Raw genomic sequence first — 24330 nt, 5'->3', positions numbered from 1 at the left:
GGAGCCGTGCCACGCCGGCCGTCATCCGATGATCTTGGGTCCTCGTGTGGCCGGCACGCAAGCGGCCTGCAGGCGGGTGCACCACTCGCCGCCCTGGCTCTGCAGCACGTCGCGGTCGGTGGTCATGACCAGTGTCGACGGAAGGCCGGACAGGTCCTGAGCGGGCAGAGAGAGCAGGTCGATCCTGGGTTCCGCCTCCTCCCCAGGGAGGAGACAGCGCTCCGACCACCGGTCGGAACCGGGGCTCAAGGTCGGGCGCGGCCCAGGGGTCGGCTCACCAGCATCTACAGGTATGACTACCGCACTGCACCGGGCGGCACACTGGCACCGCCCACTGATGGTCTTCGTCTCGGCGATGGCGGTGCTCGCCGTCGTCTCCGCGGTCGGCATCTTGGCCGACCCGCGCGTCCTCACCGGCGCGCCGATCTGGCTCAAACCGTTCAAGTTCTCGGTCTCCTTCGTGCTGTACGGCACCACCCTCGCCTGGATGCTCTCCCTGCTGCCGCGACGCAGCCGGATCGCGGAGTGGGCGGGCACGGTCATCGTCGCGATGTCGCTGGTCGAGATGGTGGTGATCGTCGGGCAGGCGCTGCGCGGCACGACCAGCCACTACAACGAGACGACGCCGCTGAACGCCGCCCTGTGGCAGGCGATGGGCGCGTCGATCCTGGTGCTGTTCATCGCGCACTTCGTCATCGGGATCGTGGTGCTGCGTCAGCCGATCGCGGACCGGGCCGCCGCGTACGCGGTGGGGCTGGGTCTCGGCCTGTCCCTGCTGGGCATGCTGACGGCGGTGCCGATGGTGCTGCCCAGCCAGGCCCCGGGGATCGAGGGGATCACCGGGGCGCACAGCGTGGGCGTACCGGACGGGGGGCCCGGGCTGCCGCTGGTCGGCTGGAGCACCACCGGCGGGGACCTGCGGATCGGGCACTTCGTGGGGCTGCACGCCCTGCAGGCGCTGCCGATCCTGGCGATCCTGCTGAGTCGGTTCCTCGGCGCGAGGCTGGACGAGCGCACCCGCGTACGGCTGCTGGTCGTCGCGGGCGGGGCTTACGGCGTACTCACGATGCTGTTGACCTGGCAGGCGCTGCGCGGGCAGCCGCTGCTGCGTCCGGACGCAGTCACCCTGGCCGCCGTAGCGGCCCTGGTGGTCGCGACCGCGACCGCCGCAGGCGTGGTCGTGGCTCGCCGACGGCGCCCGGAACTGGCGCTGGCCGCATGACCAGGGCGCTGTTCACGCTGACGTTCGCGGTGGCCGCGCCGTTCTGGGCGCTGATGCTCCTGCTGCCGCACTGGTCCTGGACCGCCCGGATCATCAGGTCGCCGCTGATCGTGCTTCCGGTGCTGGTGATCTACGCGATGCTGGTGATCCCGGCGCTCGGCGACGTGCTGCCGGCCGTGCTGTCGCCGACCCTGGGCGGCGTGCGGGACCTGCTCGGCACCACGGACGGCGCGGCGGCGGCCTGGGCGCACATGATCGCGTTCGATCTGTTCGTCGGCCGCTGGGCGTGGCTCGACAGCCGGGAACGGGGGGTGCCGGCGCTGGTCATGGCTCCGGTGCTGGTGCTGACGATCCTGCTCGGACCGCTCGGCCTGGCCGCCTACCTCGGGGTTCGGACCAGGTGGGCCCCGGCGGCGGCCATTCCGGCCGGCGAGCCGCAGCGCCTAGGCTGATCCGGTGGGGTGGGTGGGACGACTGTTCGACGCGCGGGACACCGTCGCGCGGATGCTGCTGCTCGACCTCAGCGGCGTCGGCTACCTGGTCTTCGGCACCCAGGCCGGCCGCTCGCCGACAGGCACGCAGTGGATCTTCGCGGTGGTCGCGTTCGCCGTCGCGCTGGTGTTCCATCGCCGGCCGCTGGTCAACCTGGTGGTGCAAGCCGCGCTGCTGGCGGTCGCGTTCCAGGTCATCGACGACACGACGATCAATCAGGTGGGCGCCAGCTGGGCGCTGCTCGAGCTGGCCCTGTGGGCGCGCCGGCCGCGGACCATCTGGCTGGCCGCCGGGCTGCTGGTGACGGTCGACCTGACCGACTCGATCGGCGATCCGCTCGGCCGGCTCCTCTCCGGCGTCTTCGGGCTGACCGTGGAGGTCGGCGTGCCGCTGCTGCTCGGCCTGGTCATCCGGACCACCCGGGAGCTCGGCCGGCAGGCCGAGGAGCGGGCGGCGGCGGAGCAGCGCCGGCGCGAGTCGGAGAGCCGTGCCGCACGCGCCGACGAACGCAGCGCCATCGCCCGGGAGCTGCACGACGTGGTCGCGCATCACGTGGCGTCGATGGTGCTGCGGGTCGGCGTGGCCCGGCACGTGCTCACGGACCTGGATCCGCGGGTGAGCGAGGTCTTCGACGACGTGCACGGCACGGGGACGGCGGCCCTGGCGGATCTGCGCCGGCTGGTCGCGGTCCTGCGCAACCCCGACGGGGTACGCGGTGACGCGGCGCTGACCGCGATCGAGCCGTCGGCGCTCCCGGCGGCACTCGGCGCGGCGGTCGACCGGGCCCGCCAGGCCGGTGTCACGGTGGAGGCCGACATCGACCCGGAGGTCGGTGCGCTCGACGCGGTCCGGGGCCTGGCGGTGTTGCGACTGACCCAGGAGGCGCTGACCAACGTGGCAAAGCACGCGGGCACGTCCGCGCTGGCGCGCCTGTCGGTCGCCGTGGTCGACGGGGCCGTCCACTGGGAGGTCTCGGACAACGGGCGCGGCCGGGAGCCGGCGGCGGTACCGCCCGGCGGCGGCCACGGCATCACCGGCATGCGCGAGCGCGTCGAAGTCCTCGGCGGCCAACTGGAGGCAGGTCCGACCGGCGCGGGTTGGCGGGTCCGTACCGTCCTCCCGGCCGCGACCGCCGCCACGCCGCCGGCCGCTCCCCTCTCGCCGGCCGTCACGCCGGCGCCCCGCGAACGCGAGGCCCCGGCCGGACCGCACGCGCCGGAGCTGGCATGATCCGCGTCCTGCTGGTCGACGACCAGCACCTCATCCGCGCCGGCCTGCGCATGCTCTGCGACGCCCAGCCCGACATCGAGGTCGTCGGCGAGGCCGACAACGGCCGCGAGGCGATCTCCCTCGCCGCGCGGCTCATCCCCGACGTCGTCGTCATGGACCTGCGCATGCCCGGCGTCGACGGGATCACCGCGACCAGCCGCATCCTCGCCGACCGCCCCGCCACCCGCGTCCTGGTGCTGACCACGTTCGGCGACGACGACCACCTCTATCCGGCCCTGACCGCCGGCGCCTGCGGGTTCCTGCTCAAGGACGCACCCCCCGCCGACCTGCTGGACGGCGTCCGCCGGGCCGCCGCGGGCGACAGCCCGTTCAGCCAGGAGGTGCTGCAGCGCCTGGTCCAGCGCGCGATGCACGCCCGCGCCGAGACGCCGCAACCGGCCCAGGGGCTGACCGCGCGCGAACAGGACGTGCTGAACCTGGTCGCCGAGGGCCTGTCCAACACGGAGATCGCCGACCGGCTGCACATCGGCGTCACCACGGTCAAGACCCACATCACCAGCCTGATGACGAAGACCAACAGCCCCAACCGGGTACGCCTGGCCCTGTTCGCCCGCAGCGCCTGAGGGTTGATGCTCTTGGGTGCCACTTACAAGTTGAGGCGCGTCGCTCGGCACTGACTAGATTCGGTCGCATCCGCACCATCACGAGCGACCGCCTCCTGCTGCGGGCTTGGCGCGATGACGACGCCGACTTCCTCCTGGATCTCGAGTCGCGCTGGGAGGTCGTGCGCTTCCTGGGCGCGCATCCCACGACCACGCGCACCCGCGAGGACGCACTCGCCTCGATCGCACGCCGGCGCGCCATCGACGACCCGATCCACGGAATCTGGGCCATCACCACAGCCGTGGACGTCCGGCTGGTGTGAAATCTCCTGCTCAAGCCGATTCCCCTGTCGGCCGGAGAACCCTCGGGCGGGCCGAACGACGTGGAAATCGGCTGGCACCTGCATCCGGACGCCTGGGGACACGGCTACGCCACCGAAGCAGCAGCGGCCGTCCTCGACGACGCGTTCAGCCGGGGCCTGGCGAAGGTGCTCGCCGTCACGGACCCCGACAACCATGCCTCCCAGGCCGTCTGCCGGCGGCTCGGCATGACTCACCTGGGCCGTACGACGAGGTACTACGACACCCGAACGAACTCTTCGAGAAGCTGCCCGGCTGACTGGCCGGACGGCCCCGATGGCCCTCGTCGCGCCCGGCTCTCGACGGCGGGTGCCGCAAGTCCGACGGGGGTGGAGCGCGCCGGCCGGTCCGTGGCATGTGAGGATGCGGCGCATGCGTGCGGTGATCTTCGACGAGTTCGGTGCCCGACCCGAGGTCCGCAACGTCCCGGACCCGGTGCCGCCGTCCGGCGGCGCGGTCATCCACGTCGAAGCGACCGGGTTGTGCCGCAGCGACTGGCACGGTTGGCAGGGACACGATCCCGACATCCGCCCGCCACACGTCCCCGGCCACGAGTTCGCCGGCGTCGTCACGGCGGTCGGCGCCGGCGTGCACGGCTGGCGGCCCGGCGACCGGGTCACCGCGCCCTTCGTCTGCGCGTGTGGGCAGTGCCCGGCCTGCCTCGCCGGGGACCAGCAGGTCTGCGAGCGGCAGACGCAGCCCGGCTTCACCCACTGGGGCTCGTTCGCCGAGTACGTGGCAGTGCAGAACGCCGACGTCAACCTGGTCCGGCTCCCCGACGAGCTGGACTACCCGGCCGCGGCGGCGCTCGGCTGCCGCTTCGCCACGGCGTTCCGGGCCGTCGTCAGCCAGGGGCGGGTCGCCGCGGGCGAGTGGGTGGCGGTGCACGGCTGCGGCGGCGTGGGGCTCTCCGCGGTGATGATCGCGGCGGCGTGCGGCGCGCAGGTGGTGGCGGTCGACATCGCCCCCGGCGCGCTCGAGCTGGCCAGGAGCTCCGGGGCCACGGTCTGCCTGGACGGCAGCACCCTCACCGGCCCCGGCGCGGTGGCCGCGGCCGTACGGGAGGCGACCGGCGGCGGCGCCCACCTCTCGCTCGACGCGCTGGGCAGCCACGCCACCTGCACCGCCTCGATCGAAAGCCTGCGGCGACGCGGACGGCACGTGCAGGTCGGGCTCCTCCCCGCCGCCCAGGGCCGCCCGGCCCTGCCGATGGAGCTGGTGATCGCGTTCGAGCTGGAGCTGCGGGGCAGTCACGGCATGGCCGCGCACGCCTATCCGGAGCTGCTCCGGCTGGTCACCGCCGGCGTACTGCGCCCCGCCGAGCTGGTCACCCGCACCATCGGCCTCGACGAGGTGCCCGACGCGTTGGCCGCGATGGACCGGCCCGCTCCCGGCGGCGGCGGGATGTGTCTCATCCACCCGTTACCTTTCAGTGAGTAAACGTGACTCACGATTGGCAGCCGTCCGTTGCCGGGCGGCGTTGACCGGATGAACCGGTCTTGACGCTTCACGGCCCGCTGCCCCGCCTGCGGGTGCAGGTCTTACGGGTCTTACGTGGGCTCCACGTCCTGTTTTTGCGTCGCCCAGCAACTCCAGGTCGACGTGCCGAACTAGGCCGGCAAGATTACGTGCGGCGTTGACGTCCCGGTGCAGGGACAGTCCGCACGTGGTGCAGTTGAAGGTGCGTTCGGCCAGCGACAGCTTGGGTTTCACCGTTTGACAGCCTGAACAGGTTTTGGAGCTGGGGTACCACCGGTCGGCGACGTGCAACACGCTGCCGTACCAACCGGTCTTGTAGCCAAGGTGCCGGCGTAGGGTCGCCGGGGCGGCGTCGATCAGAGCCCTGGCCAGCTTACGGTTGCGGACCATCCCGGCCACGTGCAGGTCCTCGACCACGACCGTGGTGAACTGTTGCGCCAGCCGGGTGGTGAGTTGGTGCCACGAGTCGGCGCGGACAGCGGCGACGGTGGTGTGCAACCGGGCCACGGTGTCCTGCGCCCGCTGCCACCGATTGGACGCGGTCCGCTTACGCCGGCTGGCCGGGTCGTACGGGCCGATTCGGCGGGCGGCCCGGCGTTGGGCCTTGCCGAGTTTCTTCAACGCCGCCTTGAACGGTGCCGGGTTGGGCACCAGCTCGCCGGTGGACAGCACCGCCAGGTGCTTGATGCCGGTGTCCACGCCGACGATCCGACCGGCTTTCGGCGTGTGCGCCGCACGGCCCACGGCGCGTTTGACCGCGACCTGGAACGAGCAGAACCACCTGGCGGCGGTCTCGGTGACGGTTACGGACAGGATCGTCGCGGTGCCAGCCTTCACCCGCCGGGCCAGCTTACGGGTGGACTCGTGGGTGCGGATGCGGCCCAGCCGTGGCAACACCACGTGCCGGTAGCCGGGGTCGACCCGGATCGCGCCGGTGGTGAACCGGGCCGACCTGCGGCCGTGCTTCCTCTTGGTCCGGGGCCAGCCCATCCGGCGGCCCTTGCGGGCGCCGGTACGTGAGGCGTGCCAGTTGCCCAGCGCCGCCGACAGGTTGGCCAGGCCAGTGTTGAACGCCTCTTTGGAGCATTCCGCCCACCACGGCGCCACCCACGTCTTGATTTCGTTCCAGGTGCGGCGTAGGTCCGGTAGCGACCAGCCCTGCCACGGGGTCAGGTCCGCCTCGGCCACCCCGTAGCTGGCCTCGGCGGCGCGTTGCGCCTTGACCGCGCTGACCCGCCGCAGCATGTGGTGGTATACGAACCGTGCCGCGCCGGTGTTGCGGCGCAGACCGGCCACCTGCGCGTCGCTGGGGTCGAGGGCGAACTTGTACGCCTGAACGGTCCAGCCGGCAGGCGACTCGTACCGTTTCACGAAAGGTCCCCGGCGGTGGCGGCGGCCACCGCGCGGCTGGCCCGGCCCGCTGCGCCGCGGCGGCCGTACAGCCGCGCACACAGGCTGGTCAGGATCTCCGTCACGTCCCGCACCAGGTCGTCGTCCACCCCGGCCGGGTCGACCACCAGCAGCCGACGTCCCTGCGCAGCTAGCGCCGCCTCGACGTACTCGCCACCGAACCGGGCGAACCGGTCCCGGTGCTCGACCACGATCGTGGTCACCTTCGGGTCGCGCAGCAGCCCGACGAACCTCTCGCGTCCGCCGTTCAGCACGGACCCGACCTCGGTCACCACGCGGAAGACGACCATGTTCTGCCCGGTCGCCCATGCGGTCACACAGGCTACCTGCCGATCCAGATCGGCTCCCTGGTCGACCGACGACACCCGGGCGTAGACGACCACCCGGCCCTGGATGTCACCACCGGCCACATCCACCATGATCGTGCCAGACGGAAGACGCCGAGCGGGCACCGGCATGGTCCCCTCGCGGAACCATCGGTACGCGGTCTGCGGGTGCACCCCGCTGCGACGCGCCCACTCGGCAAGCTTCACCAGACCGACACTAATACCCACAGATTCGGTACGCCTGCCCACAGATGAGTGAACTGCTCACTACCCCGATGATTGGAACGACACATACAGCCTCGCCGTACGGCCCTGGTGCGCCGACGCCAGTGTGGCCCTGGGCCGCCGCAGCCGCTGTGCCGCTCACGTTCGGTACTGGCACCACCGCCGCCGTTACCGGCGGCGGGCAACCTGCCGCCGGCACAGATCAGTGGTCGGCCAGCCCCGAGCTTTGTGGTGTCCGGAGCGGTGGTGATCGCCGACAGCGACGGCGAGTCGTTCAGACGCGACGGGCGCGGAGGCTGCGTCGGCACAGGTGACTACGCCAACATCCACGATGGCGCACCGGTCGTCGTCTTCGCCGGTGGTCGAAACTCCGCCGACGGACGGGCTCTCATGGACGGGACGTGCCGGTACCGGTTCGCCGTCGCCGAGGTACCGACCGGGCATGAACACTATTACCTCCAAGTCTCCGACCGGGACGGTGCGCTCTACTCCGAGGCGGACCTCAACGGCAAGCTGGTGACCATCCGTCTCAGCGACTAGAGCCACGTCCCGGCCCCTCACGCAGTCCAACCGAGCCAGACGTCACCGGCCGAAACGACCGCCAGCCAGATCAGCCCCGCCGACAGCGGCACCAACGGCACGAGCGCCGGCCGCTGACGCAGAAGCCGGATCGCCACCGCCAGGAGCACCAGCCAGACCAACAGGAGCCCCGCGACCGCCCAGGCCGGAACGACCAGCCCGCTCGCCGCATACCAGATTGCCAGGGCCAGGTGTGCGGCCAGGCCGAGCCACCCAACCACGCGCGCCGTCTGCATCCGTCCATGTTCCGGCTTCGGTGGGCTCCCCCGCCTCACCGCGCCGCCAAGTAGGTCAGTAACGGTAATCGGCGTAGTGGCAGATAGCCCCCGCCAGCCGAGCAGCACCTGACCATTAGAGCGCACAGGGGTCTGACAACGTCGGTGTGAAACGCGTCGAGGCGACCGGGCTGTGCCGCAGCGACTGGCACGGTTGACAGGGACTCGATCCCGACATCCCCCGCCACAGGTCCTCGGCCACGAGTAACCGGGCGTCGTCACGGCGGTCGGCGCCGGGGTACGCGGCTGGGCCGGCGACCGGGTCACCGCTGGGTCAAAACGATCCCGGGCGTGGGTGACCGCACCGCCCGGACGAGCGTTAGCGGTGCATGTGAAGGCGGATCGTGGTGGCACCGGGCCTGGTGTGGACGCGCACGAGATCGCATAGTTGGTTAACCAGGACGAGTCCTCGGCTGCCGGGCTGCTGCGGTGGCACGGGGATCCGGCCGGCGAGCGGATTCGTGATGTGCCCGGTGTCGGTGAGCTGGCAGATCAGGCGGGTGCGGTCGGTCCAGAGCGCAAGGGTACCGCCGGCGGCGGTGTGTTTGACCGTGTTCGCAGCGAGTTCGTTGACCGCCAGGGTCAGGTCGGAGACTCGGTCCGGGGGCAGGCCGGCCGCGATGGCCTCGGCGGTCACGACCCGGCGGATGGCCGGGAGGGCATGTAAGTCGATGGTGATGGTGGTCGCCTGGGCAGGCGGGTCCTCCAGCGGCAGGTTGAACCCGGCGGCCACCACGACCGGGTCGGCGTAATGCGGGCTCTCCCATACCGCGCTGCCCGTCTGGAGGATCGGATGGGTGCGGTAGGCGTCGTCGAGCCAGCTCCGGTCCAGACGACTGGTGTCGTAGGGACAGAGGATGGTGGCGCGCCGGCCAGCGAACGCCGCGTTGATCAGGGCCTCGTGCTGGGCGCAAGCGGGGTATTCAGTAGCGGTACGGCCGGCCCAGATGGGTTCGCCGATGATGCGTACCCGCTTTCCGAGGTGGGCGGCGGCGAAGGCGAGCAGGACGCCCGGAATGATTCGCCCGGGGTTTCGCCCGGTCACGCTCATGTCGTGCAGCTGGATCCTGTCCGCGTCGATGCCAAGCGCGGTGCGGATGTGGTCGAGGTTGTCCCCTGGTACGGCGACCATGACCGGCTCATCGGCGTCGAGGCCGGCTTGGATGAACGGCACCGTGCCGGCCAGGTACTCCTCGCGGTCGGCGTAGAAGAGGGCGGGGTGAACAAAGAGCAATGCTTGAAACCTGTGGATGACCTTGGGAGGGGCGTACCTTCCCGGGGATAGCCGATGAAGGTTTCCAGCAAGGCCCGCGCCTGCCAGCGCGGGTCGGGAAGGTACGCCCGTGCTCACGGTAGTCAACCCTGATGACCCCACGCCAGCGACCGGATCGGTCCCGGCCGGGACGGGTGGGTCGTTGATCGACGAGATCGTGCGGGACGGTGCCCGCAGGATGCTCGCCGCTGCCCTCGAAGCCGAGGTCGCTTCGTATATCGCGGCGCACACCGGCGACGTCGACGATGCCGGGCGGCGGTTGGTCGTGCGTAACGGTCACGCCCAGCCGCGGAAGGTCCTGACCGCGGCCGGGGCGGTGGAGGTCGCCGCGCCGCGGGTCAACGACAAACGCGTCGACGATGCCGGCGAGCGTCAGCGGTACTCGTCGGCGATCCTGCCGGCGTGGTGCCGTAAGTCGCCGAAGATCACCGAGGTGTTACCGCTGCTCTACCTGCATGGCCTGTCGTCGCAGGATTTCGCCCCCGCGCTGGAGAACTTCCTCGGCACCGGCTCGGGACTGTCCGCGGCGGTGATCACCCGGCTGACGGTGAAGTGGCAGGACGAGGCCCGCCAGTTCGCCGACCGCGACCTCTCGGGTGTGGACTATGTCTACCTGTGGGCGGACGGGGTGCACCTCAACGTGCGCCTCGACGAGGAGAAACTGTGCCTGCTCGTCATGATCGGCGTCCGCGTCGACGGCACCAAGGAACTCATCGCCCTGGCCGAGGGCTACCGCGAGTCGTCCGGCTCCTGGGCGGACCTGCTCCGCGACTGCAAACGCCGCGGGATGCGCGCCCCGGTCCTGGCCGTCGGCGACGGCGCGCTCGGCTTCTGGTCGGCGTTACGTGAGGTGTTGCCCGAAACCCGTGAGCAGCGCTGCTGGTTCCACAAGATCGGCAACGTCCTCGCGGCGCTGCCGAAGTCCGCGCATCCCGGCGCGAAGAAGGCCCTCGCCGAGGTCTGGAACGCCGAGGACCGCGACCACGCCCGCCGCGCCGTCGCCGCGTTCAAGCTCGCCTACGGCGCCAAGTTCGCCAAGGCCGTCGCCAAGGTCACCGACGACCTCGACGAGCTCCTCGCGTTCTACGACTACCCCGCCGAGCACTGGGTGCACCTGCGCACCACGAACCCGATCGAGTCGACGTTCGCGACCGTGCGGCACCGCACGAAGGTCACCAAGGGCCCTGGATCGAAGGCCGCCGGTCTGGCCATGGCGTTCAAACTCATCGAGGCCGCCCAGGCCCGGTGGCGGGCGGTCAACGCACCACACCTTGTCGCCCTCGTCCGCGCCGGCGCCCGCTTCGAACGCGGCCACCTCGTCGAACGGACAGATCAGGAACCCACCACCATCACTGCCGCAGCCTGATCAAAGATTTCTCATCCACAAGTCTTGACGATTGCTCCGAACAAACCATCCGTCCTGGCGGCGGCGGAGATGATCATGCGGCGGCCTCCGAGGTGCGTGGTCCAGCCGCCTCGTCGGGCCACAGCAGGGTCAGTCCGGGGACCTAATTGGCACCGGTCAGGTGCAGTGTACGGGCGACCGCCTTGGAACAGCCGGTCAGAGTGAACCCGTCCGGGGCTGCCGCTGCGGCCCGGGCGAGCAGGTCCCGCATCGGCAGTTCGGCAGGCTGCACGCCGGGCGGGCCCTCAAGCGCCACGCCATGTTGCCGACCATCCGCCAGCCGGAGCCAGCAACGCAACCGGGACCAGTGAAGAGTCGAAGGACAAGAGCCGCTGTCGCCCGCGTAGGCCGCGGTGCACAAATCGAGCCATCGGCGCCAGCGCCCGACCTAAGGGTGCCATTTGCTGGTTGCGTGGATGGCGAGTAGGGCGATGTCGTCGGTGGCCTGTTCGGCGGCGAGTGTGGCCATGAGGCGGGCGCAGACCGTTTCGGCGGGACCTGGCTCGACGGCTGAGCAGAGCCGTTCGATGCCAACGTCAATGATTTCGCCACGGCGTTCGACGAGCCCGTCGGTATAGCAGATCAGTACCGCCCCGGAAGGGAACGCGACCTCGGTGTGCTGGCGGGCCGGTTGATGCGGGCCTATACCTAATGGAAGATCAACTGGAATGTTCAGCGTGTCGGCCGGGTGTCCTGGTGTGGCCAGAATGGGTTGCAGGTGGCCGGCGAGAGAAATCTGGATGGTGGCACGGTCCGGGGAGATCATGGCGTAAAGGACCGTGGCGAGGTTCCCGGTCTCGAAATGGTGGATCTTACGATCAAGCAGCGTCAGCGCGTCGGCCGGGTCGTCGCAGACCAGGGCGTAGGCGCGCAGCGCACTGCGGAGGCGTCCCATCACAACTGCCGAGCTCAGTCCGTGTCCGGACACATCGCCGATGACGACGCCCAGCCAGCCGGAGGGGAGGGTGAACACGTCGTACCAGTCGCCGCCGACGCCGGCGTCGTGGCCGGGCACGTAGCGGGCGGCCATGTCCACACCGGGCGCGTCGGGTAGGTGGGTGGGTAGCAGGCTGCGTTGCAGTGCGAGGGCGGCAGTACGGTCGATGCTGCTGGCCCGGTTTCGGCTGGCAAGGCTGGCCCGGTCGGCGGCGAGTTGCAGCAGTTGCACGTCTTCGCCGGTGAATCGGTGCGGCCGCAGGCAGCCGACATGCAGTACGCCAATCACCTCGCCGCCAGCGAACATTGGCACACCCAATAGCGAGCGGGCCCCCCTGTCGAACAGGATCGGGTCGTCGGCGGCAGTGACGTTATTCAGTACGACGGGCTGCTTCTCCCGAGCGATCCGGCCGGCGAAGCCGCGGCCGACGGGGATCCGAGAGCCTTGCCGGACCTCTTCCTTCAGCCCCTTCGCCGCAGTGGCCACCAACTGCTGGGCGTGCACGTCCAGCAGCAGGATGGCGGCAGTGTCAACCCGCAGCACCTCTCGGACACGGTCGAGGAGCTCTTCGAGAAGGTCGTTGACGTCAAGCTGGGACAGCGTGGCGTCTGTGACCGCCTCGATACGAGGCAGCCGCTCGTGGCTCCCGCTACCCCGCACGCCAATCACGGCAGAAGCGTAGCCCCTACCAGGCCCAGGGCAGCCGCTCAAGAGCGTCCCGTCTCGGACCAGGACGTCGAGCACCCACCACCCAACTTGATCCGGCGCCCCGCCGATGCCGCGCACCACCGGCTCGCCGACGCCCACGCCGTGCACCGCCCCGAGCCGCACCGCCGTCCCACGCCGACCCGCGACGCGGAGGCGGTCGCCGTCGAGCTCGCCGAGCAGGGGCAATGGGCGGGCCACGCCCACCGACGGTCCGGCGTCGGCGCTCGGCTCGGCGCCGCATCAGATCCGCTCGTGATCGTGCCCGACCCGCGCGCACTCCCGCCAGCGAATTGGCGGCGAAATGACCCGACCGTGTCGAATGCGCCGAACAGACCCCACTGCCACTGCGTTGTCTTCACGATGAGAACAAGGTTGGACTCGAAAGTGAGAGGGACGGTGCGGCATGAGGCGTCGACGTAGCAGAAGGGTACCGCTGATGCAGGCGGCAGCGATGTCCCTGGCAGCGGTGGCGGCGGCGGTGGCCGTCGTACGAGCCAGCCGTCGCCGCGCCATAGGTGAAGCGACTCCCGGTGATCTTCCTGCCCTGGGCGACAGCGCGTTCGTCGATGCGGGCATGGGCGGGTCGCCGATCGCCGGCGACACGGCCGGCCGGGCCAAGGAAACGGCGTCATCGGCAGCCGCAGCGCGGTGAGGACGGGCAGCGCCGCCGCGCGAGCCTTCAGGCACGGCGCCGGCCAGGCTTGGCCAAGCGGCGCCCGCTGGGCGGCGGCCGGTGGCTGCGTCCTGCCGCAATCCGATGCGAGGTGCTGAATCTGTCTTTGGAGGTGACGACGCATGGGTGACCCGCCCAGCGGAGGCCGGGCGGGCGGCGGGCCACAGGAGGAAGCTACTGTCGCGCAGCTTGTGCAGCGTGCGACCGATCAGATCACCCGGCTGGTGCGCGACGAGCTGGCGCTGGCCAGGGCGGACCTGACTGCCAAGGGTAAACGCGCCGGCGCTGGCGCGGCGATGGTCGGTGGCGCCAGCGGGACGGCACTTGTTGGTACAGGTGCCTCGTCGCCGCGTTCATCCTGGTCCTCGCCGAGTTCATGCCGGCGTGGGTGGCGGCGCTGGTCGTCGCGGTGATCCTCCTCGCCGTGGCCGGCCTGCTCGCGCTGCTCGGCAAGAAGGAGGCCAAGCAGACGATGCCCGTCAAGCCGGAGGCGACGCTGCATAGCGTGCGCTCGGACGTGGAGTCGCTGCAGCAGGCCGCCAAGGAGGGACGAGGGCGATCACGACGAACGGGAGCAGCGACCCGGACCGCACCCGCGAGGACATCGAGAAGACACGAGCTGAACTCGGTGCCACCGTGCACGCCCTTGCAGCCAAAACTGACGTGAAGACCCGGGGCCGAGACAGGGCCCTCGAGATCAAAGGTCGGGCCCGGCAGCGGCTGACCAGCTCGACCCAGACGATGCGGGGAAAGACGGCATGAGCAGTTCAGACAGCCCGACAACGGGCCGGCAGCACAGGTCTCGACGGAATAGCCCGTGCCGCGCAGCAACGCGGGGCCGCACTGCGCCGAGGCACGTCAGGCAAGTTAGCCGCCCTTCGCGGCAGAGTCACAGACAGTTCGGTGGCCCAGAGGGGGCCGGCCGCTGCCCGTCCACTCTGCGGCCGGCTGATCGGGATTCGATCGGCAGCCCGCCGCCCCCCGTCCTGATCGTCGCCGCCACCACCACCGTTGGCGCCGCAGTGGCAATGCGCCAGCACAGCGTGGGCCGAGGTGTTGCTGCTCTCCGTCGACCCTGACGCGGGCCAGCTGTTCACCTCGCTTGTCTTGAAGGACCACCTATCGGCGACATCGACAAGCCGACGACCCCACATGCACGGAGCCGCGACCATGAGCGATGCAACCCTGGATACCGAACGTCATGGCGGCAGTCCGTACGCGGATCTGTCGCGCCTGATCCGCCGGGCGGGCCTGCTCGATCGGAGGCGTGGTTACTATTCGCTGCGCATCAGCGCCCTCGGCGGGTGCTACGTCGGGGCGTGGACGCTGTTCGGGTGGCTCGGTGAGTCGTGGTGGCAGCTGGGCGTCGCGGCGGCCCTCGCGATGGTCTTCGGGCAGGCCGGGTTCATCGGTCACGACGCCGGTCACCGCCAGATCTTCCGATCCCGTCGCGCCAACGACCTGGTCGGCCTTGCCCACGGCAACCTCCTGATCGGCATCAGTTACGGCTGGTGGGTGGACAAGCACAACCGGCATCATGCGCACCCGAACACCGAAGGCCGGGACCCGGACATCGTCGTCAGGCCGCTGTCGTTTACCCCCGGGCAGGCGCGGAAGCGGCGTGGGCTGGGCGCACTGGTGGTCCGGTACCAGGCGTACCTGTTCTTCCCGCTGCTGCTGTTGGAAGGCCTGCACCTGCACGCCAACAGCGTCAGGGCTGTCGTCGGCCCGAGCAGCATCAAGCGACGCCCCGCAGAGGCCGCGCTGCTGGCTCTACACGCCACCGGATACCTGGGTGCCGTGGTCCTTGTGCTGAGCCCCATGCAGGCCGTCGCGTTCATCCTCGTCAACCAAGGCCTACTCGGCCTCTACCTCGGCAGCGCCTTCGCCCCCAACCACAAGGGCATGCCAATCCTCGCCCCCGACGAGCGCCTCGACTACCTCCGGCGCCAGGTTCTCACCTCCCGCAACGTACGCGGCGGCTGGTTCATCGACACCCTGCTCGGCGGTCTCAACTATCAGATCGAACATCACCTTTTCCCCAGCATGCCGCGACCCAACCTCCGCCGCGCTCGACCACTGGTCCACCGGTTCTGCGCCGAACACGACATCACCTACCACGAAACCACGCTGATGCGTTCCTGGGCCCAAGCGCTGAAGCACCTACGCGAGGTCGGGTCAGGTCAGCCAGCCGACGACGCCGGCTCAAGCTGAGCCACGGCCAGCTCGCTGGTCTCGCTCCGGTGACCGCGGCCGCCGCGACGAAGCGGTCTTCGCCGAGCTAAGCCGACTCGCACCGCGCCTGCGTCGCCCGTTGGGCGGCTACCCATGGGAACGCAAGGACGAGTCATTCCCGGTGTGGCGGTGGGTCAACCACGAGGCCGCCCTCGAGCCGGAGGTCCCGCTCGTGTTTCAGGACATCGCGGACGTCTTGCTCGGCCACGTGCCATTTGTATCTGAGGCTGGCCCTGACAGCGCTCGACCCGGAAGGCTCGGGTGAGCCTCGGCCCCTGTCGCGGCGGCACCGAGCAGCAGCCCGGCCCGGAGAGGCGTAGGCTGGGGCTATCCCGGAATCGACGACATCCCATTTTCGAGGTGCCCGCCACGCCGGCTCCGCCCGAGGGGATGCCATGTCCGTACCCGATCGCACCCGATCTGCAGTGGCCCGCCCGGACGACCTCTCGTCGTCGGAGCATCGGGACTGAGTCCCCACCTCCGACCGGCCCGGGTGCCGTTGACGCGCCGGCTCGGCCCGGATCGGCGGCTGGACTGCGGCGCTCGCGTTCGTCGCCATGGTGATCGGCACAGTCCGCTTCACCCACCTGCACCGGCTCCACCTCCGAGGCTGAGCTGAGCAACCGACGACCCGGCCCCCGGGTGGGGGTCGGCGAACTGGCACCGCGCCCGGCGCATGACGCGATTTCCGGCGCATCACCCCACCGCCACGCCGCGGTCACGGCGATAAGGATCCGACATGACGCCACGTACCAGCCCCGTCGTTCCCCCATCGACGCCGCGCCTACGGATCGAACCGACCCGGTCCCCGCGCACTCTGCTCGACGGGGGCTGGTGGCCCCGCTCGACCGATCCGCATGCGGAGCTGCCCGGCCTCGTCCTCGCCATTGACCTGCTGCGCGGGCCGATCATCCGGCTGGTCCTCAACGCCGGGATCTGGGACGGCAATCCGCGCCTCCTGGCCGTCGGCGGCAGGGTTCTGCGGTTGGGCTACTTCTCCAGTCAGCCCGCCAGCCTGCTGACCGCGATCTGCCTCAACAACGAACGGGTGGACCTGCTGGTCGTCCCGCCGGAAACCGCGGTCGACCTGGCCGAGGCGGCGATGGCGCTCGCCGCCACCGCCGGCAACCTGGTCCATACCCCGCAGCTGCTCACCGCCGCGGGCAAGCTGTCCGACGCGAGGGTCGACAGCGCAGTCAGGCGCACCTGGGAGGCGGAGGGCGGCAGTCTCCGCACCGCCCCCGACGCCCGTGCCACCGTGGCTTCCCGCAGCGCCGACGCCAGACGGGTCGGGAAGTTCGCGCCGGTGGAACCGGCGCCCGCGCCGACAGCACTCCGGCCGAGGCAGCAAAGGACCGACGACGTTCCCATCACCACCGAGGAGCAGCCCATGACAATCGCCCGGCACACCATCATCTCCGCACTGCGTCGGCGCGGCCAGCACGCCAGGGCCGACTGGGTCGAGCGGGAGCTGCCGGAGCGGGTCGACACCGCCCGACACGCCGGGCTACTCGCAACCCTGCGTCTCGATCCGACCGAACTCGCCGAGCCGACTGCCCGGTGAAGGTGGCCCTGCTGGGGCCAGTGGCATGGCGGACCCCGCCGCGCCACTACGGCCCCTGGGAACAGGTGACCGGTCTGCTCGCAGATGGGCTCGCCGCGCGGGGCGTACAGGTGACGCTCTTCGCCACGCTGGACTCGATCACCTCCGCCACTCTCGACGGGGTGTGTCCGCGCGGGTACGCCGAGGATCAGAGCATGGACGGGCGGGTCTGGGAGGCGCTCCACGTCTCCCACGCGCTGGCCCGGTCTGCCGAGTTCGACCTCGTGCACAGCCACCTGGACTGGTTGCCGCTGGCCTTCGCCGAGCACTGCCACGCCCCGCTGCTGACCACTGTGCACGGCTTCTCCGGGGCGGGGATCCTGCCGGCGTACGAGAAGGGCCGATCGTCCTACGTCTCCATCTCCGACGCCGACCGGATCTCCGGGCTCGAGTACCTCGCCACGGTGCACCATGGGGTCGACCTGGACGGGTTGCCGTTCACCCTGGACCCCGGCCCCGGGCTGGTGGCCTTCGGCCGGATCCACCCCGACAAGGGCACCCATGCCGCCATCGAGATCGCCCGGCGGGCCGGCCGGCCGCTGACCATCTGCGGCATCGTGCAGGACGAGCGCTACTTCAGCGAGCAGATTGCCCCGCACATCGATGGGGAGAGGGTCACCTTCCACGGCGCCGTGGGCCCACGCCGCCGCGGCGAGATCCTGGGCGGCAGCACGGCGCTGCTGCACCCCATCGCCTTCGACGAACCGTTCGGCCTGTCCGTGGTGGAGTCGATGGCCTGCGGGACGCCGGTCGTGGCGTACGGACGCGGGTCGATGCCCGAGGTGGTCGACGAAGGGGTGACGGGGCTGCTCGTGCAGACCGTCGAGCAGGCCGTCGAGGCCGTCGGCCGGGTCGCGTCGATCGACCGGGCGGGCTGCCGGGCGCGGGCCCGGCAACGCTTCGGCGCCGACCGGATGATCACCGACTACCTGGCCGTCTACGACGGCATCGGTCGGCCGGAACGCTAATATTGTCCATTGCCGACGATTCCCTGCGAATCCGGCCCCGCCCGATCCAGGTTCACTGCCGCCCCCTCCCGCTGACGCGGCGGCCGCCCTGAAACCCGTTCCGTCGGCCATTCACGCTGGCCGACGTGCGCCGTTACCTCGTGAGGCCCGCCCCGTCCCCGGTGGCGGCCGACAACCGGAAGGCACGGCACCCTATGTCCGCCAGCTACGGCTTCCTGAGCACCCACCCACCGACCCGGTGCGGACTGGCCACCTTCAACTCCGCCCTCGCCGCCCACCTCACCGTCGGCGGTCCGCCCGGCGGCGTCGTTCGGGTCACCGCCCCCGGCGACGACCAGCGCCCCGAGCCCGGCGTCGTACACACCTGGTCGGCGCGGAACGCGGCCGGCTGGCGGGGGGCCGCCAAGGCTCTCAACGCCTTCGACGTGGCCGTCGTGCAGCACGAGTACGGCATCTACCCCGGGACCGACGGCGAGGACGTCCTGCCGATGCTCCGCCGGCTCACCGTACCGAGCATCGTGGTCCTGCACACCGTGCTCCGTCAGCCCTCGGCCCGGCAGAAGACGCTGCTGGAACAGATCGTGGCCGCCGCCGGCGCGGTCGTCACGATGACTGACACCGCCCACGACCGGCTGATTGTCGGCTACGCGGTGGACCCGGCGAAGGTCTCAGTCATCCCGCACGGCGCCGCCGACCACGTCGGCGCACCCACGCCGAGGCGTACCCGCCCGCACCTGCTCACCTGGGGACTGCTCGGTCCCGGTAAGGGGATCGAGTGGGCGCTTCGGGCACTGGCCCGGTTGCAGGACCTCGACCCGACCCCCACGTACACCGTCGCCGGCCGGACCCATCCGAAGGTGATCGAGCATCAGGGCGAGGCGTACCGGGCGGGCCTGCACCGCCTCGGCGCCGAGCTCGGCGTCGGGCACGCCGTGGACTACCAGGCCGCGTACCACGACCAGGCCACCCTCGGCGCGCTGGTCCGCTCTGCCGACGTGGTCGTGCTGCCCTACGACTCGCGGGAACAGGTGACCTCCGGCGTCCTGATCGAAGCGGTGGCCGCCGGCGTCCCCGTCGTCGCCACGTCCTTCCCGCACGCCGTCGAGCTGCTCACCGGCGGCCCCGGGTTGGTCGTACCCCATCAGGACCCGACGGCGCTGGCGGCCGCGATCCGGCGGATCCTGACCGAGCCCGGCCTGGCCGCCGGCCTCGCCGGACGGACCCGGCCGATCGCCGCGGAGCTGCGCTGGCCAGCGGTGGCGGCGCGGTACGACGCGCTCGCCGGACGGCTCATCGCCGGTCGGTCACCCGCGGTCGCCCCGGTGCCGGCGTGACCACGACGCGCGATCGGCCCGGCGACGGCCACCGCCGCACCGCCGAGCGGGCGGCACCCGCTCCGAGCTTCACCCACCTGGCCCGACTCAGCGACGACACCGGCCTCTTCGAGCACGCCCGGCACGCCATCGTCCGCCGGGAACACGGCTACTGCACCGACGACGTCGCCCGGGGTCTGCTGGTCACCAGTCGGGAGCCGGAGCCGTCGGCGCAGGTGCTCGGGCTGGCAGAGTGCTACCTGGCCTTCCTGACCCACGCCCAGGACACTCTCGGCGCCTTCCACAACCGTCTCGGCCACGACCGGCGCTGGGCCGACCAGCCCGGTCTCGGTGACTGGTGGGGACGGGCACTGTGGGGGCTGGGGACGGCCGCCGCCCGCCACCCCGCCGCCTGGATCCGTGCCGAGGCGCTCGTGGCGTTCAGCCTCGGCGCCGGCCGGCGGTCGGCCGCGCCGCACGCGATGGCCTTCGCCGGGCTGGGCGCCGCCGAGGTGCTACGTCGTCATCCCGGGCACGCCGCCGCGGCGGCGCTGCTCGACGACGCCGCCAGCGCCGTCGGCCCCGCCGGCCCCGATCCGCGTTGGCCTTGGCCGCAGCAGCGGCTCAGCTACGCCAGCGCCGCCCTTGCGGAAGTCGTCATCGCCGCCGGTCAGCTGCGCGGGGATGCCTCGCTGATCGCCGCCGGGCTGCGGATGCTGACCTGGCTGCGCGAGGTCCAGATGTTCAACGGGCGGCTCTCGGTCGTGCCCGCTGGCGGTTGGCGGTGTGACGGTCCCCGCCCACGCCATGACCAGCAACCCATCGAGGTCGCCGCCCTCGCCGACGCCTTCGTCACCGCCGCCGCGGTCACCGGCGATCCGGCGTGGGAGATCGGGCTCGGCCAGGCCGTCGGGTGGTTCCTCGGGGACAACGACCTCGGCATGGTGATGTGGGATCCGGCGACCGGCGGCGGCTACGACGGGCTGACCACGCACGGGCCCAACCTCAACCAGGGCGCCGAGTCGACCCTGGCGCTGATCTCCACCCTGCAGCACGCGCGGCGGTGGTCGTGACCGGGACTCTGGCCACCCGCCTGGGCCTCACCCTCGCTCCCGATCCCCGTCGCGTCATCGTCAAGCTCTTCGTCCCGGGTGAGGATGCCGCCGTGGCGCACACCCGCGCGCACGACCTCGTCGACCGGATCGCGGACCTCGACGCGGACGAGACGGAGATCCTGCTCCGACGGACCCTGGGCGACTTCGGCGACCGGCACCGCGACCTGGCGGGCACCTTCCAGCATCACTACGAGCTCGTCCGGCACCGGGTTGCCCGCACCCGGCAACTCTCCCCCACCGCCCGGCTGTTGGTGGGCGCCTATTTCAGCCACGAGTACGCCGTCGAGGCCGCGGCGCTGTGCAATCCGTCGATGGTGGCCCACCCCGACCAGTCCGAGCTGCGACCCGGGCAGCTGCGGGTAGCGGTCAGCCTGCGCCAGATCGGTGAGGGTCACCTCTCCTCCATCGGGTTCGCCAGCGTCGTGCTGGGGCCCGGGAGCCACCTCGCCGTGCAGGGGCGGTCGGGGCCGCTGGTGACCGGCCGCCCCGGTCACGTCCAGCACCGACGGGACCTGCTCGCCGCCGGGCTGCGCGAGGAGGGCTGGGACAACGAGGTGTGCGCCACCGTGCTGGCCGCCCTGCCGGAACACTACGACGAGGCCGATTTCGAACGGGTCCTGGCCGCTCTGCCGCCCGATCTGCTCTACCGCAGCACCACGCCGGACACCCTGGAACAGCTGCGCCGGACCGCCGCGGCCAGCTACGCCGTCGCCTTCCCGGCCGACACCCTCCTGCATGAGCGGGTGCTCTGGCCGGCCACCGCGGCGGAGAGCAACGGCATGGAGGACGCCCGTTTCGTCAAGTTCGTCGACGACGCCGGCGTCCCGACGTACCGGGCGACGTACACCGCCTACGACGGTCGACGGATCGCCCCCCGGACGGTGATCAGCGAGGATCTGCGGCACTTCCGGATCGATCCGATGCGCGGACCGGGTGCCCGGAACAAGGGCATCGCGCTCTTTCCCCGGGCCGTCCACGGCCGGCACCTCGCGCTCTGTCGCTCCGACGGTGAAACCATCGGCCTGACCGCCCTGGCCGACGACAACGCCTGGCGGGCCCCGGTACCGCTGCACGGCCCGCGCCGCAGCTGGGAGTTGATCCAGGTCGGCAACTGCGGGTCGCCCATCGAGACCGAGGCGGGCTGGCTGGTGCTCACCCACGGCGTCGGCCCGATGCGCCGCTACGCCATCGGAGCCCTGCTTCTCGACCTGCACCGACCGGAGCAGGTGATCGCCGAGCTGCCCGGGGCGCTACTGGCCCCCGATGACACCGAGCGCGAAGGTTACGTGCCCAACGTCGTCTACTCCTGCGGAGCGCTGCTCCACGGCGACCTGCTCTGGCTGCCGTACGGCGCCAGCGACGCCCGGGTCGGCTTCGCCACCGTACCCCTCGCCACGCTCGTCGAGGTGATGGTCCGGGGCCGGTCCAGCTGAAGCCCATCCCACCGAGCACACCACGCCCTGGCTGGCCGGCCTCATTCCCGGCGGGCCCGCATTGTTCCTGGCCGGACCGAAAACCGCACCCGGGCAACACCTTCTGCGGTGCAGCATCCCGGGCCGAACTCCACGGCGAGCCACGGGTTCAGGGGTCGGGCGACCGCTCGGCCCTGTCGTGACGCAGCTCACCCACGGTCGCCAGCGGCCCGCTTCCCCAGGGGACGGATGCCACAGATCGGGCCGGTCGGGAACGAAAGCGGCGGCCAGGCTTGCGGCGGTTTGTCCGTCGAGCGCCGCCGTGGAGGATGGCTCCTGCGGGTGCTTACAGAACCCTTAACCCCGGCCTGCAACGGTGTGCCGGACGACGAGGAACCACGGGGAGCGGAAGCGTGCGGGTGCTGGTGGCGGACGACGAGCGGTTGCTGGCGGACACGGTCGCCGAGGGGCTGCGGCGCCTCTCGATGGCCGTCGACGTCTGCTACGACGGCGACGGTGCGCTGGAGCGGATCAGGGTGAACCGGTACGACGTAGCCGTGCTGGACCGGGACATGCCGGGGCAAACGGGTGACGAGGTGTGCCGGAGCATCGCCGGGTCCGAGGTCGGTACCCGGGTGCTGCTGCTCACCGCGGCCGCCGGGATCCGGGACCGGGTGGAGGGGCTCGGCCTGGGCGCGGACGACTACCTGACCAAGCCGTTCGCCTTCGCCGAGCTGGTGGCCCGGGTGCAGGCCCTCGGCCGGCGGTCCGCGCCGGCCGTGCCACCCGTGCTGGAGCAGCACGGCGTGGTGCTGGACGTGGCTCGGCACGCCGCCACGCGGGACGGGCGCGGCCTCGGCCTCAGCCCCAAGGAGTTCGCTGTGCTGCACGTGCTGATGCGCGCGGGCGGCCGGGTGGTGAGCGCGGAGGAGCTGCTGGAGCAGGCCTGGGACGAGTTCGCCGACCCGTTCACCAACGCCGTCCGGGTCACCGTGATGACCCTGCGCAAGAAGCTCGGCGAGCCGGCGATCATCCATACCGTGCCCAAGGCCGGCTACCGGATCGGCGGCCCGGCGTGAACTGGAGCCCCCGCCGCCGCATCCTGCTGGTCGGCGTGCTCGCCCTGCTCGTCGGATACTCCCTGCCCGGCCTGGCGAAGCAGCTGCTGGGCGCCGTGTGGGTACGCGGCCAGCAGTTCTGCGACGTGCCGCTGCCCGGGCTGCAGCAGGCCTGCAGCCTGGCGCGCCCGGCCGCCGAAGGGCTGCTGGCGCTGGGCCTGCCGCTGGTGTTCCTGGTCGCCGTGGCGGCGCTGGCGTGGGCCACCCGGTGGTGCCTGCGCCCGGTGCGCGACCTCGCCGAGCCGATCGCGCACGTCGGGCCGCAGAACCTCGGCCACCGGATCCGACCCAGGGGGCGCGACGAGCTGGCCCGGCTCGCCCGGGCGATCGACGAGATGATGGAGCGCATCGCCGCCGGCTACGAGGGGCAGCGGCGGTTCGCCGCGAACGCCTCGCACGAGCTGCGCACGCCGCTGGCCGTGCAGCGGACGCTGATCGAGGTCGGCCTGGGCCGGGCGGTCACCGGCGACCAGCTAGAGCTGTTGACCGCCCAGCTGCTGGAGACCAACGAGCGCAACGAGCGGCTCATCGACGGCCTGCTCGCGCTCAGTGAGAGCGACCAGGGGCTGCGCTCCAGTACTCCGCAACGGCTCGACGAGATCGTCACCGGGGTGCTGGCCGCGTACCAGGAGCGGGCGACGCAGGCCGGCGTGACCGTCGAGTGCCACCTCGCTCCCCGCGTCGTGCTCGGCGAGCGGGTGCTGCTGGAGCGCCTGGTGACGAACCTGGTGGAGAACGCGATCAAGTACAACCGGCCCGGCGGCACCCTCACCGTCACGGTCGGCGGTGAACCGGCGCTGACCGTGGTCAACACCGGCCAGGTGGTGCCGGCCGAGGCGGTGCCCGGCCTCTTCGAGCCGTTCCGGCGCTTGGCCAGGGACCGCACCAACCAGGGCGGGGGCGCGGGCCTCGGCCTCGCCATCGCCCGCTCGATCACCCAGGCGCACGACGGCATCATCGCGGCCCGACCCGCCGAGTACGGCGGTCTGCGGGTCGACGTCCACCTGCCCGCCCGGCACTGACCCGGCCGACCGGCCGGCCACATCACCCACCTTCCCCGGGATCCGCGTACCGCGGCATCCCCACCCCCGGCATGCCCGGAAACCGACCGGTCCCGCATCCGGGACCCGGAACCGGCGCTGTCCGGAGCTGGAGAGGAGAGAACTGTGACGACCCGTACGGACCCGACCGCGACGACGGCGGCGGTCGCCCCGACGCCGGCGGACCGCGTGGCGTGGGCCGACGTGGCGCGTTGTCGGCCGTCACGGCGGCCGGGCTGCTCGACACCCCGGGCAACCGGGGCGGGGTCTACCAGAACCTCGTGTTCTTCCTCGCCGGCCTGCACCTGCGGCCGCACGTCCAGCGGTGGG

The 24330-nt window shown here is 71.4% G+C and carries 23 protein-coding genes and 2 pseudogenes; 19 read left to right on the top strand and 6 right to left on the bottom strand.

All coding sequences use genetic code 11. The features are described from left to right. Positions 1–21: 21 nt before the first annotated feature. A complete protein-coding gene (locus EV384_RS37240) occupies positions 22–390 on the bottom strand; it encodes an alpha/beta hydrolase fold domain-containing protein (RefSeq protein ID WP_130333766.1) in 369 nt (122 codons plus the stop codon). Here EV384_RS37240 and EV384_RS14545 point away from each other — a divergent pair. From EV384_RS14545 to EV384_RS14520, 6 genes and pseudogenes are all read left to right on the top strand, one after another. Beyond that, entirely contained in the window at positions 293–1222 is a 930-nt protein-coding gene (locus tag EV384_RS14545; protein ID WP_130333764.1) for a hypothetical protein, read from the top strand. The genes EV384_RS37240 and EV384_RS14545 overlap by 98 nt on opposite strands. Then, on the top strand, positions 1219–1674 hold the full coding sequence (locus tag EV384_RS14540) for an ABA4-like family protein (RefSeq protein ID WP_130333762.1): 456 nt from the start codon (positions 1219–1221) through the stop codon (positions 1672–1674). The genes EV384_RS14545 and EV384_RS14540 overlap by 4 nt, the downstream gene beginning before the upstream one ends. A gap of 4 nt (positions 1675–1678) precedes the next feature. Continuing rightward, positions 1679–2944, top strand: coding sequence for a sensor histidine kinase (locus EV384_RS14535; protein WP_130333760.1), 1266 nt, complete (start codon positions 1679–1681; stop codon positions 2942–2944). After that, positions 2941–3567: a response regulator transcription factor gene (locus tag EV384_RS14530; RefSeq protein WP_130333758.1), complete on the top strand. Its 627-nt coding sequence runs from the start codon at positions 2941–2943 to the stop codon at positions 3565–3567. The genes EV384_RS14535 and EV384_RS14530 overlap by 4 nt, the downstream gene beginning before the upstream one ends. 68 nt (positions 3568–3635) lie before the next feature. Beyond that, positions 3636–4165, top strand: a pseudogene (locus EV384_RS14525) (GNAT family N-acetyltransferase). Between the two features lie 113 nt (positions 4166–4278). Next, positions 4279–5346 (top strand): zinc-dependent alcohol dehydrogenase family protein, encoded by a 1068-nt coding sequence (locus tag EV384_RS14520; RefSeq protein WP_130333756.1) that lies wholly within the window; start codon positions 4279–4281, stop codon positions 5344–5346. On the opposite strand, the gene tnpB is transcribed toward EV384_RS14520, so the two are convergent. Together tnpB and EV384_RS14510 are read right to left on the bottom strand one after the other, a co-directional pair. After that, positions 5329–6756, bottom strand: a complete 1428-nt coding sequence (gene tnpB / locus EV384_RS14515) for an IS607 family element RNA-guided endonuclease TnpB (protein WP_130333754.1) — start codon at positions 6754–6756, stop codon at positions 5329–5331. The genes EV384_RS14520 and tnpB overlap by 18 nt on opposite strands. Further along, positions 6753–7328 carry an IS607 family transposase gene (locus EV384_RS14510; protein WP_130333753.1) on the bottom strand — a complete coding sequence of 192 codons (576 nt, stop codon included), beginning with the start codon at positions 7326–7328 and terminating at the stop codon, positions 6753–6755. Before EV384_RS14510 ends, tnpB begins: the two co-directional genes overlap by 4 nt. A gap of 264 nt (positions 7329–7592) precedes the next feature. Here EV384_RS14510 and EV384_RS14505 point away from each other — a divergent pair, with 264 nt between their 5' ends. Further along, the gene (locus EV384_RS14505) at positions 7593–7886 is read left to right on the top strand and encodes a hypothetical protein (protein ID WP_130333751.1); all 294 of its coding nucleotides are present in this window, start codon (positions 7593–7595) and stop codon (positions 7884–7886) included. 17 nt (positions 7887–7903) lie between these two features. Here the strand turns inward: EV384_RS14505 and EV384_RS14500 are convergent, their stop codons facing one another. Continuing rightward, positions 7904–8161, bottom strand: a complete 258-nt coding sequence (locus tag EV384_RS14500; protein WP_130333749.1) for a hypothetical protein — start codon at positions 8159–8161, stop codon at positions 7904–7906. A 358-nt stretch (positions 8162–8519) separates the two neighbouring features. Beyond that, positions 8520–9551, bottom strand: a complete 1032-nt coding sequence (locus EV384_RS14490; protein ID WP_242624058.1) for a sensor histidine kinase — start codon at positions 9549–9551, stop codon at positions 8520–8522. Between EV384_RS14490 and EV384_RS14485 the strand changes: the two genes are divergently transcribed. Beyond that, a complete protein-coding gene (locus EV384_RS14485) occupies positions 9544–10839 on the top strand; it encodes an IS256 family transposase (RefSeq protein ID WP_165439937.1) in 1296 nt (431 codons plus the stop codon). The genes EV384_RS14490 and EV384_RS14485 overlap by 8 nt on opposite strands. Before the next feature lie 427 nt (positions 10840–11266). On the opposite strand, the gene EV384_RS14480 is transcribed toward EV384_RS14485, so the two are convergent. Continuing rightward, positions 11267–12484: a PP2C family protein-serine/threonine phosphatase gene (locus EV384_RS14480; protein ID WP_242624057.1), complete on the bottom strand. Its 1218-nt coding sequence runs from the start codon at positions 12482–12484 to the stop codon at positions 11267–11269. A gap of 475 nt (positions 12485–12959) precedes the next feature. Between EV384_RS14480 and EV384_RS14475 the strand changes: the two genes are divergently transcribed. From EV384_RS14475 to EV384_RS14425, 11 genes and pseudogenes are all read left to right on the top strand, one after another. Beyond that, complete coding sequence (locus EV384_RS14475; protein ID WP_130333745.1) at positions 12960–13175, top strand: hypothetical protein; 216 nt, start codon at positions 12960–12962, stop codon at positions 13173–13175. 143 nt (positions 13176–13318) lie between these two features. Beyond that, positions 13319–13761 (top strand): annotated as a pseudogene (locus EV384_RS14470) (phage holin family protein); the annotation flags it as partial. A gap of 71 nt (positions 13762–13832) precedes the next feature. Beyond that, positions 13833–13958, top strand: a complete 126-nt coding sequence (locus tag EV384_RS35960; protein WP_242624056.1) for a hypothetical protein — start codon at positions 13833–13835, stop codon at positions 13956–13958. 408 nt (positions 13959–14366) lie between these two features. Next, complete coding sequence (locus tag EV384_RS14460) at positions 14367–15410, top strand: fatty acid desaturase family protein (RefSeq protein WP_130333743.1); 1044 nt, start codon at positions 14367–14369, stop codon at positions 15408–15410. A 760-nt stretch (positions 15411–16170) separates the two neighbouring features. Further along, the gene (locus tag EV384_RS14455) at positions 16171–16995 is read left to right on the top strand and encodes a DUF5994 family protein (protein ID WP_130333741.1); all 825 of its coding nucleotides are present in this window, start codon (positions 16171–16173) and stop codon (positions 16993–16995) included. Continuing rightward, positions 16992–18002 carry a glycosyltransferase family 4 protein gene (locus EV384_RS14450; RefSeq protein WP_130333739.1) on the top strand — a complete coding sequence of 337 codons (1011 nt, stop codon included), beginning with the start codon at positions 16992–16994 and terminating at the stop codon, positions 18000–18002. The genes EV384_RS14455 and EV384_RS14450 overlap by 4 nt, the downstream gene beginning before the upstream one ends. 194 nt (positions 18003–18196) lie before the next feature. After that, a complete protein-coding gene (locus tag EV384_RS14445) occupies positions 18197–19336 on the top strand; it encodes a glycosyltransferase (protein ID WP_130333737.1) in 1140 nt (379 codons plus the stop codon). Continuing rightward, positions 19333–20388: a glycosyltransferase gene (locus EV384_RS14440; protein WP_207232326.1), complete on the top strand. Its 1056-nt coding sequence runs from the start codon at positions 19333–19335 to the stop codon at positions 20386–20388. Before EV384_RS14445 ends, EV384_RS14440 begins: the two co-directional genes overlap by 4 nt. After that, complete coding sequence (locus EV384_RS14435; RefSeq protein WP_130333735.1) at positions 20385–21863, top strand: glycoside hydrolase family 130 protein; 1479 nt, start codon at positions 20385–20387, stop codon at positions 21861–21863. The genes EV384_RS14440 and EV384_RS14435 overlap by 4 nt, the downstream gene beginning before the upstream one ends. Positions 21864–22255: 392 nt before the next feature. After that, complete coding sequence (locus tag EV384_RS14430) at positions 22256–22921, top strand: response regulator transcription factor (RefSeq protein WP_130333733.1); 666 nt, start codon at positions 22256–22258, stop codon at positions 22919–22921. Next, entirely contained in the window at positions 22918–23982 is a 1065-nt protein-coding gene (locus tag EV384_RS14425) for a sensor histidine kinase (RefSeq protein WP_130333731.1), read from the top strand. The genes EV384_RS14430 and EV384_RS14425 overlap by 4 nt, the downstream gene beginning before the upstream one ends. Positions 23983–24330: the final 348 nt, after the last annotated feature.

Source organism: Micromonospora kangleipakensis, from assembly GCF_004217615.1.
Classification (GTDB): domain Bacteria; phylum Actinomycetota; class Actinomycetes; order Mycobacteriales; family Micromonosporaceae; genus Micromonospora; species Micromonospora kangleipakensis.
Note: the sequence above shows the minus strand (reverse complement) of the source record. Positions and strands in the feature narration are given on the sequence as shown.

Coding starts and splice junctions, on each gene's coding strand:
- EV384_RS14460 (WP_130333743.1), top strand. CDS start 14,367: ATGAGCGATGCAACCCTGGATACCGAACGTCATGGCGGCAGTCCGTAC.
- EV384_RS14530 (WP_130333758.1), top strand. CDS start 2,941: ATGATCCGCGTCCTGCTGGTCGACGACCAGCACCTCATCCGCGCCGGC.
- EV384_RS14455 (WP_130333741.1), top strand. CDS start 16,171: ATGACGCCACGTACCAGCCCCGTCGTTCCCCCATCGACGCCGCGCCTA.
- EV384_RS37240 (WP_130333766.1), bottom strand. CDS start 390: ATGCCGACCGCGGAGACGACGGCGAGCACCGCCATCGCCGAGACGAAG.
- EV384_RS14540 (WP_130333762.1), top strand. CDS start 1,219: ATGACCAGGGCGCTGTTCACGCTGACGTTCGCGGTGGCCGCGCCGTTC.
- EV384_RS14500 (WP_130333749.1), bottom strand. CDS start 8,161: ATGCAGACGGCGCGCGTGGTTGGGTGGCTCGGCCTGGCCGCACACCTG.
- EV384_RS14520 (WP_130333756.1), top strand. CDS start 4,279: ATGCGTGCGGTGATCTTCGACGAGTTCGGTGCCCGACCCGAGGTCCGC.
- EV384_RS14545 (WP_130333764.1), top strand. CDS start 293: ATGACTACCGCACTGCACCGGGCGGCACACTGGCACCGCCCACTGATG.
- EV384_RS14445 (WP_130333737.1), top strand. CDS start 18,197: ATGTCCGCCAGCTACGGCTTCCTGAGCACCCACCCACCGACCCGGTGC.
- EV384_RS14475 (WP_130333745.1), top strand. CDS start 12,960: ATGCAGGCGGCAGCGATGTCCCTGGCAGCGGTGGCGGCGGCGGTGGCC.